Source organism: Methylobacterium symbioticum (assembly GCF_902141845.1).
Classification (GTDB): Bacteria; Pseudomonadota; Alphaproteobacteria; order Rhizobiales; family Beijerinckiaceae; genus Methylobacterium; species Methylobacterium symbioticum.
Genome location: NZ_CABFPH010000175.1, coordinates 1 through 7,172, shown reverse-complemented (window position 1 = coordinate 7,172; position 7,172 = coordinate 1). Strand labels below are relative to the sequence as shown.

General features: G+C 72.9%; 6 protein-coding genes and 1 pseudogene. 5 read left to right on the top strand and 2 right to left on the bottom strand.

What is annotated here, in order from left to right:
* Positions 1–429 precede the first annotated feature (429 nt).
* Entirely contained in the window at positions 430–2,298 is a 1,869-nt protein-coding gene (locus tag MET9862_RS27940) for a cation:proton antiporter domain-containing protein (protein ID WP_142586165.1), read from the top strand.
* A 14-nt stretch (positions 2,299–2,312) separates the two neighbouring features.
* Here the strand turns inward: MET9862_RS27940 and MET9862_RS27935 are convergent, their stop codons facing one another.
* The gene (locus MET9862_RS27935) at positions 2,313–2,636 is read right to left on the bottom strand and encodes a hypothetical protein (protein ID WP_244612942.1); all 324 of its coding nucleotides are present in this window, start codon (positions 2,634–2,636) and stop codon (positions 2,313–2,315) included.
* A 166-nt stretch (positions 2,637–2,802) separates the two neighbouring features.
* On the bottom strand, positions 2,803–3,060 hold the full coding sequence (locus tag MET9862_RS27930) for a hypothetical protein (RefSeq protein ID WP_142586164.1): 258 nt from the start codon (positions 3,058–3,060) through the stop codon (positions 2,803–2,805).
* Between the two features lie 263 nt (positions 3,061–3,323).
* On the opposite strand from MET9862_RS27930, the gene MET9862_RS27925 reads away from it, so the two are divergent.
* From MET9862_RS27925 to MET9862_RS27910, 4 genes and pseudogenes are all read left to right on the top strand, one after another.
* Positions 3,324–4,415: an OpgC family protein gene (locus MET9862_RS27925; protein ID WP_142586163.1), complete on the top strand. Its 1,092-nt coding sequence runs from the start codon at positions 3,324–3,326 to the stop codon at positions 4,413–4,415.
* Positions 4,382–5,344, top strand: a complete 963-nt coding sequence (locus MET9862_RS27920; protein WP_244612941.1) for an SGNH/GDSL hydrolase family protein — start codon at positions 4,382–4,384, stop codon at positions 5,342–5,344. Before MET9862_RS27925 ends, MET9862_RS27920 begins: the two co-directional genes overlap by 34 nt.
* A 59-nt stretch (positions 5,345–5,403) precedes the next feature.
* Entirely contained in the window at positions 5,404–6,744 is a 1,341-nt protein-coding gene (locus tag MET9862_RS27915) for a lipopolysaccharide biosynthesis protein (protein WP_142586162.1), read from the top strand.
* Positions 6,741–7,172 (top strand): annotated as a pseudogene (locus MET9862_RS27910) (GNAT family N-acetyltransferase); the annotation flags it as partial. The gene MET9862_RS27915 and the pseudogene MET9862_RS27910, both read left to right, overlap by 4 nt.

The window sequence follows — 7,172 nt, the reverse complement described above, 5'->3', positions numbered from 1 at the left end:
AGCCGGAGGTCTCGCGCGGCGCCTCCTGCGTGCCCGAGGCCGGGCGCGCGGGCCGGCCGCCGCGGCGGGGGAGCGCCACCAGCCCGACCAGCGCGGCGGAGAGCGCCAGCGTCCAGATCACGCCGTTGCGGTCCTGCTGTGCGGTCGGTTCGGTCCCGGCTGCCATCGACGCGGTCTCCAGTCTGATATGGGCGCAACGACAACCAACGATTGCAAAATTCGGTTTCCCAGCAAGCACGGCGCATTTTTTTGCGTCCCGATGTCCGCTTGGTGCAATCCGTCACCGACCCGGCGCCCGGATCGGTCTATGCTGGCGGCCGCCGCGCGAGACGGCCTGATCGCGCAAGCGCCCGATGCAGCGGCGGCCGGCGGTGGCGTGGGCTACTTCCAGACGTTGAACCCTTTGAGACTTGTGGAGTCGAGACACCCGTGCCGCACGCGACCGAGCTGATCGCCATCATCGCCCTGGGCTTGGTCCTCGCCTTCGTGTGCGGAATGGTGGCGCAGCGCCTCAGGCTGCCGCCCCTCGTCGGCTACCTGCTCGCCGGCGTGCTCGTCGGCCCCTACACGCCGGGCTTCGTCGGCAACAGCGAACTCGCCGGGCAGCTCGCCGAGATCGGCGTGATCCTGCTGATGTTCGGCGTGGGCCTGCATTTCTCGATCGGCGACCTGATGGCGGTGCGGACCATCGCGCTGCCCGGGGCGATCGTGCAGATCGCCGTGGCGACCGCGATGGGCGGCGCGCTGGCGCTCGCCTGGGGCTGGGGTCTCGGCGCCGGCCTCGTCTTCGGCCTCGCGCTCTCGGTGGCGAGCACCGTCGTGCTGCTGCGCGCCCTGGAGGAGCGCGGCCTGCTCGACACTGACAAGGGCCGCATCGCGGTCGGCTGGCTCATCGTCGAGGACCTCGCCATGGTGCTGGCGCTGGTGCTGCTGCCGGCGCTCGCCCCGTCCCTCGGCGGCAAGACGGAGGAGGCCGGGCACGGCGCGGCGCACGCGCTGACCGAGCTGATCGGCGGCCTGATCGGACCCGGCCTCGCCAACAGCCTCTGGCTCACCCTCGCGCTCACCCTCGCCAAGGTCGCGCTCTTCGTCGCCCTGATGCTGGTGGTGGGACGCCGCTTCGTGCCCTGGCTGCTCGACCAGGCCGCGCGCACCGGCTCGCGCGAGCTGTTCACCCTGGCGGTGCTGGCCCTGGCGCTCGGCCTCGCCTTCGGCTCGGCGGAGCTGTTCGGGGTCTCCTTCGCGCTCGGCGCCTTCTTCGCCGGGATGGTGCTCGCCGAGTCCGATCTCAGCCATCAGGCGGCCGCCGATTCCCTGCCCCTGCAGGACGCCTTCGCGGTGCTCTTCTTCGTCTCGGTCGGCATGCTGTTCGATCCGGGCATCCTGCTGCGCGAGCCGCTCTCGGTGCTGGCGGTGCTCGGCGTGATCCTGCTCGGCAAGTCGCTCGCGGCGGTGGCGATCGTGCTCGTCTTCAAGCACCCGGTCGGCACGGCGCTGACCATCGCGGCGAGCCTCGCGCAGATCGGCGAGTTCTCCTTCATCCTCGTCACCCTCGGCCTGTCGCTGAAGCTCCTGCCGACGGAGGGACGTGACCTGATCCTCGGGGGCGCCCTGCTCTCGATCACCCTCAACCCCCTCGCCTTCATGCTGGCCGCGCGCGTCGAGGCTTGGCTCGCCGAGCGGCCCGACCTCGCCCGCCGCTTCGAGCGGCGCGGGGCGGACGCCATCCCCGTCTCGGAGCCCGGCCGACCGCATCGCGGGCACGCCGTGGTCGTCGGGTACGGCCGGGTGGGCAGCAGCATCGGCAAGGCCCTGGCGAGCTGGGACCTGCCCTTCGTCGTGATCGACCGCGACCGGCGCCGGGTGTTGGAGCTGCGCGAGGCGGGCATCGAGGCGGTGTTCGGCGACGCGCTGGCGCCCGGCATCCTGGACGCCGCCGATATCGGGCGCGCCCGCCTGCTGGTCAGCGCCACCCCGGATTCGCACCAGGCGCGCCGGCTCGTGGAGATCGCCCGCGAGGCGAATCCGACGATCGACACCCTGATCCGCACCCACAGCGATGCCGAGCGCCGCCGCATGGAGGAGGAGAAGGTCGGCCTCGTCCTGATGGGCGAGCGGGAGCTCGCCTTCGGCATGACCTTCTACGCCCTGCGCAGCCTCGGCCTGAAGGAGGGCGAGGCGCGCCTGTTCGTGGATGCGAGCCGGGCCGAGAGCCGCGCCGCGCCCCCCGCCGAGACGGAGATCGCCCAGAGCACGCCGGAGCTGCGCCCGCACAAGGCGGAGGCCACCGAAGGATAGGGCCGCGATGGGCCTCAGCTGAACAGGGTGTCCTGGGTGAGCCAGGCCGGATCGATCGGCGTGTCGGCTTCGACCGGGTCGGACGCGGGCTCGGGCCCGTCCTCGCCTCGGACCAGCCGGTCGGTCTCGCTCCGCTCCAGGTCGCGCAGCTGCTCGGCCAGGAGCTGGAGATAGCTCGCCGCCGCGGCGGCGCCGAACACGGTGGCGAAGGTCTCGTGCGCCACGCTGGCCATGGTCTCGATCACGGCCTGGGGCGGCGCGCCGTTCTCGACGGCCGCGTCGAGCACCTGTCGCCAGGCCCGGGCGAGCTGATCGCGGAGTTCGAGAGTGTCGTCCAAGGCTCGGGCTCCGGATCGGGTCCGGCTGGGCATGGCGGCCAGGAAGCCCCGCCCCGCCCGCGAAGTCAAATCGCGGGCGGCCAGGTTGCGGGCCGCTCGAGCGCTCTCCGCCGAAGTGGATACCGGTTCGGCGAAAGAGAGCGCGTCAAAACGATGTCTGAGAGCCCTATTTCGCGCCGCAGCCGATGCAGATGCCCTTCTGGATGCGATCGTCATCCTTCATCTGCGGCGTGCGCTCGGTGCGCTCCTCGCGCGGGCCCGCTCCGGCAGCGGGCGGCATGGTGCGGCCGACCGAGGAGGTGTTCGGGGCCGTGACCGTCGAGGTCGGGCCGCCGCCGGTCCCGGTCTGGGCCTGGGCGAAAGCGGCGCTCGGGAGGGCGAGGGCGACGATCGCGAGCCAGAAAGGGTTTAGGGAACGAGACATCGGAACATCCTCCTGCCAGGTCGCCCCCGTGACGAGGCACCGGTCCGGCCGGGACGGGGTGGCGGAGGACCGGATGCGCGGCGTGCGCCTGCATGCCCTTGCCGGGCGCTCGGGGGCTCGTGCCCGACCAAACGCGGGAAGCCTGCCGAGGTTCGCTGGATCGTGAGCGCGCGCCCACCTTTGCAGATCCATCGCGCGCACCGTATCAGGACGCGCCGTCCACCAGCCCCGCGCCTCAAGCCAGCCCCGGAGCCGCCACCGCGATGCGGGACCCGAACGCGATCGATTTCTGGCGCGGCCTCGCCCTGGTCACGATCTTCATCAACCACGTCCCGGGCAACACGTTCGAGCGCTACACCTACTCGCAGTACGGTGTCTCCGACGCGGCGGAGCTGTTCGTGTTCCTGGCCGGCTGGTCCATCGGCATCGCCACGCGCGGGCGCGACGGCACGCCCGAGCCCGGCGGGCGCAGCGTCCTGCGCCTCCTGTCGCGCACCATCGAGGTCTACCGCGCCCAGCTCACGGTGATGCTGATGGCGCTCGCCATCATCGCCGGCACGGCGCTCCTGCTCGACAATCCGCTCATCCTGGAATGGCACAATGCGGGCGGCTTCTTCGCCGACCCGATCCAGACGGTCGTCGGCATCGTGCTGCTGACCCACCAGCTCGGGTTCTTCAACATCCTGCCGCTCTATGTGGTGCTGCTCGGGATCGCGCCGTTCTTCATCCTGATCGCGCGCCGCAGCCGCGTCGCGGCACTGATTGTCTCGGGCGGCCTCTACCTGATCAGCCTCGTGGAGGAATGGAACCTGCCGTCCTGGCCGGGCCAGGGGGACTGGTTCTTCAACCCGCTCTGCTGGCAGCTCCTGCTGGTGCTCGGCTTCGTTCTCCAGGACTGGAACCGGGAATCGGACACCCTGCGCCGCTGGTCGCGCCGCCTGTTCCCGCTCGGCGTCGCGCTGGTCCTCCTGGGGATCGGCCTCGCCCTGTTCGAGATCCGGCCGGACCCCCTCCGGGTGCCCGAGCCGCGCCTGCTCTTCACCTTCGACAAGACCTACCTGACGCCCGCGCGGCTGATCCACTTCCTCGGCGTGCTGCTGGCCTTCGGGCCCGTCTACGGCCTGATCGCCCCCTGGATCGGTTGGGCGGTTGCGTATCTGACGCAGCTGGGGCGTAATTCACTCGCCGTTTTCTCTATGGGTTCAATACTGAGCCTCGGCGGGCAGCTCTTGCGTTTCTGGACGGGCGGCGGCTTCCTGACCGATCTGTGCATCCTCTGTCTCGGCCTGCTCGCCCTGGGCTACACCGCATGGTTCGTCGAATGGCGCTCCCGCAAGCCGCGACCCCGGGTCTGACGCGACCGCGCCGCCTCGAGGGCCGCCTCAGGCCGCTCGCGCTCCGCCTCACGGCGCTCGCCCTCTGCCTCGTGGCCGGCGCCGCGCTCGCCGAGGAGGCGCCCCCGCGCCCCGCCCCGCCGGCGGTGGTCTCGCCGCCCGCCGCGAGCGAGCCCGGCGACACCAGCCTTTCGCCCGAATGCCGGGTGCCGGGCTCGCAGCTCTACACCCTGGCCCGGCTCGGCGCGGTGAAGGCCGCGCTGAAGGAGAAGCGGCCGGTCCGCGTGCTCTCGATCGGAGGCACCTCCGCCGGGCTCGGCGCGTCGAGCACCTACCCGGTCAAGCTCGAGACGGCGCTCGAGCGCTCATTGCCCGACGTCGACGTGGTGATCGAGGCCCGTGGCCTGCCGGGCGAGATCGCGGGTGACGCCGCCGAGCGGCTGCGCAGCATCGTGGCCGAGGTCGAGCCCGACCTCGTGGTCTGGCAGGTCGGCACCCACGACGCCCTGGCGCGGGTCGAGCTCTCGGCCTTCGCGGAGGCGCTCGACGACACCGTGCGCTGGATCAAGTCGCACGACATCGACGTGGTGCTGGTCGATCCCACCTACACGGCGAGCCTCGCGACGGATGCCTACTACACCAGCATCGTGAACGCGGTGCGCGAGGTCGCCGTCCGCGAGAAGGTGCCGCTGGTGCTCCGCTACGAGGCGATGCGCTACCTTGCCGGGCGCAGCGACAAGGGCGCCGAGGGCCACATGCTCGGGCGCCAGTTCCGCATCAACGATCTCGGCCTGCGCTGCATGGCCGAGCACGTCACCCGCGCCATCACCCTGTCGCTGCTCCAGCCGGAGACGACCGGGGGGACGAAGGAGCCCCCGGCCCTCAAGGCCCAGGGCAGAGGCGACGGAGCCGGAGACGGCAAGGCCGAGACCAAGCCCGGCCCCCATTAACCCGCCCGCAAGCCCGGCCCGTTAAGCGGAAGGGCTGGCTCCTCGGGCGCGGGACGGACATGGCGGCGCGGCTCTCCCTCGGCATGGCCCTCCAGCGCCTGCGCGCGGCGCGGTCGGGCGCGGCCGGGGCCGCCCTCTCGGTGTTCCTCATCCGCATCGCCGCCGCCGGCTTCGCCTATGCCGCACAGGTGCTCGCCGCCCGGCTGATGGGCTGGGAGGAATACGGCGTCTTCGCCACCGTCTGGGTCTGGACGGCGATGCTCGGCCACACGCTGACGCTCGGCCTGTCGCAGGGGGCCTGCCGCTTCCTGCCGGAGGCGCAGGGGCGCGGCGATCTCGCCGAGGCGCGCGGCTACCTCGCCGCGGGCGCCCTCCTGACCCTCGCGGCCTCCGTGGGTATCGCCCTCCTCGGCCTCGTCCTGCTGCGGGCGGCCCCCTCCGTCCTCGCCGAGCCCTATCGCGCGCCGCTCGTGATCGCGGCCCTGGTCCTGCCCCTCTTCGCGCTTCAGGATTACCTCGAAGGCGTCGCGCGCAGCCAGAACTGGGCCGTGCTCGCCATCGCGCCGCCCTACCTCCTGCGGCAGGTGGCGATGATGGGCGCGCTGCTCGCCGCCGTGCTCGCCGGCGCGCCGGCCCGGGCCGAGGTGGCGATGGCCTGCATGCTCGCCGCCGCCGCCCTCGCCACCGCCCTGCAATCCGTCCTGCTGCTCGCGCGCCTGCGCGGCGCGCTTGCCCCGGGGCCGGCCCGGTTCGACCTGCGGAGGTGGCTGCGCGCCTGCCTGCCCATCGCCGCGATCGACCTCGCTACCGCCGGATTCGGCTTCGTGGACGTGATGGTGCTGGGCTTTCTGATGCCGCCGGCCGCGGTCGGCCTGTACTTCGCCGCGACCCGCATCCAGCAATTCGTGGTCTTCGTGCATTTCGCCGCCGCCGCCGCCACCGCGCAGCGCTACAGCGCGGCCCGCGGCGACGGGGCGGCGCTGGCCGGCTTGGTGCGCCTGCAGGGACAGGCCACGGCGGCGGCGACCCTCGCGGTCGCCGTCGCCGTCGTCGCCGTGAGCCCGCTGCTCCTGGCGATGTTCGGCTCGGGCTTCTCGGAGAGCGTGCCGATCCTGGCGGTGCTCGCCGCCGGCAGCGTCGCCGCCAGCCTGTTCGGCCCGGGCGAGGACCTGCTCACCATGCTCGGCGGCGAACGGCTCTGCGCCGCGATCACCGTGGCGGCGCTCGGCCTCGCCGCCCTGCTCTGCCTGATCTTGGTCCCGCCGCTCGGCGTGATCGGCGCCGCGCTCGCCATGGCCATCGCCACCGTTCTGCGGGCGGCCGCCCTCGCCAACGCGGCCCGCGCCGTCCACGGCCTCGCGACGCCGGTCTGGTCCAGCCTCGCCGGAGCCGCCCGATGAGCACCCCCTCCCCCGCCGCCGCGACCGCGTTCGAGATCGCCCTCACGCCCGTCGCGTCGATCGACGGCGCGGCCTGGGACGACCTCTTCGCCCGAGCGCACGACGCCCATCCCCATTTCAGCCGCCACGTCCTCGCGGCGCATGGCGCGGCGGGCCTCGCACCGGCCGACCTCGCCGCCGTCACCGTGGCCCGGGCCGGGCGCCTCGAGGCGCTCCTGCCCTACAGAACCGCCCGCGATCTCAGCGGGCTCGGCGCCCGCGTGGCCCGGCCCTTCCTGACGCCCTTCGTCACCGCCACAGACCCGCTGCTCGCGGCCGGTGGCGCGGCGATCGATGCGGAGGCGGCCGACGCCCTGGTCGCCGGGCTCGCCCGGGCCTCCGGCGGCGGCGCCTGGCGCTGGCCGCTGCTGCGGCTCGACAGCCCGGCC

Excerpts from the sequence above, each read along its gene's own strand:
- MET9862_RS27915 (WP_142586162.1), top strand. The coding sequence starts at position 5,404 with ATGGCGGCGCGGCTCTCCCTCGGCATGGCCCTCCAGCGCCTGCGCGCG.
- MET9862_RS27925 (WP_142586163.1), top strand. The coding sequence starts at position 3,324 with ATGCGGGACCCGAACGCGATCGATTTCTGGCGCGGCCTCGCCCTGGTC.
- MET9862_RS27930 (WP_142586164.1), bottom strand. The coding sequence starts at position 3,060 with ATGTCTCGTTCCCTAAACCCTTTCTGGCTCGCGATCGTCGCCCTCGCC.
- MET9862_RS27920 (WP_244612941.1), top strand. The coding sequence starts at position 4,382 with ATGGCGCTCCCGCAAGCCGCGACCCCGGGTCTGACGCGACCGCGCCGC.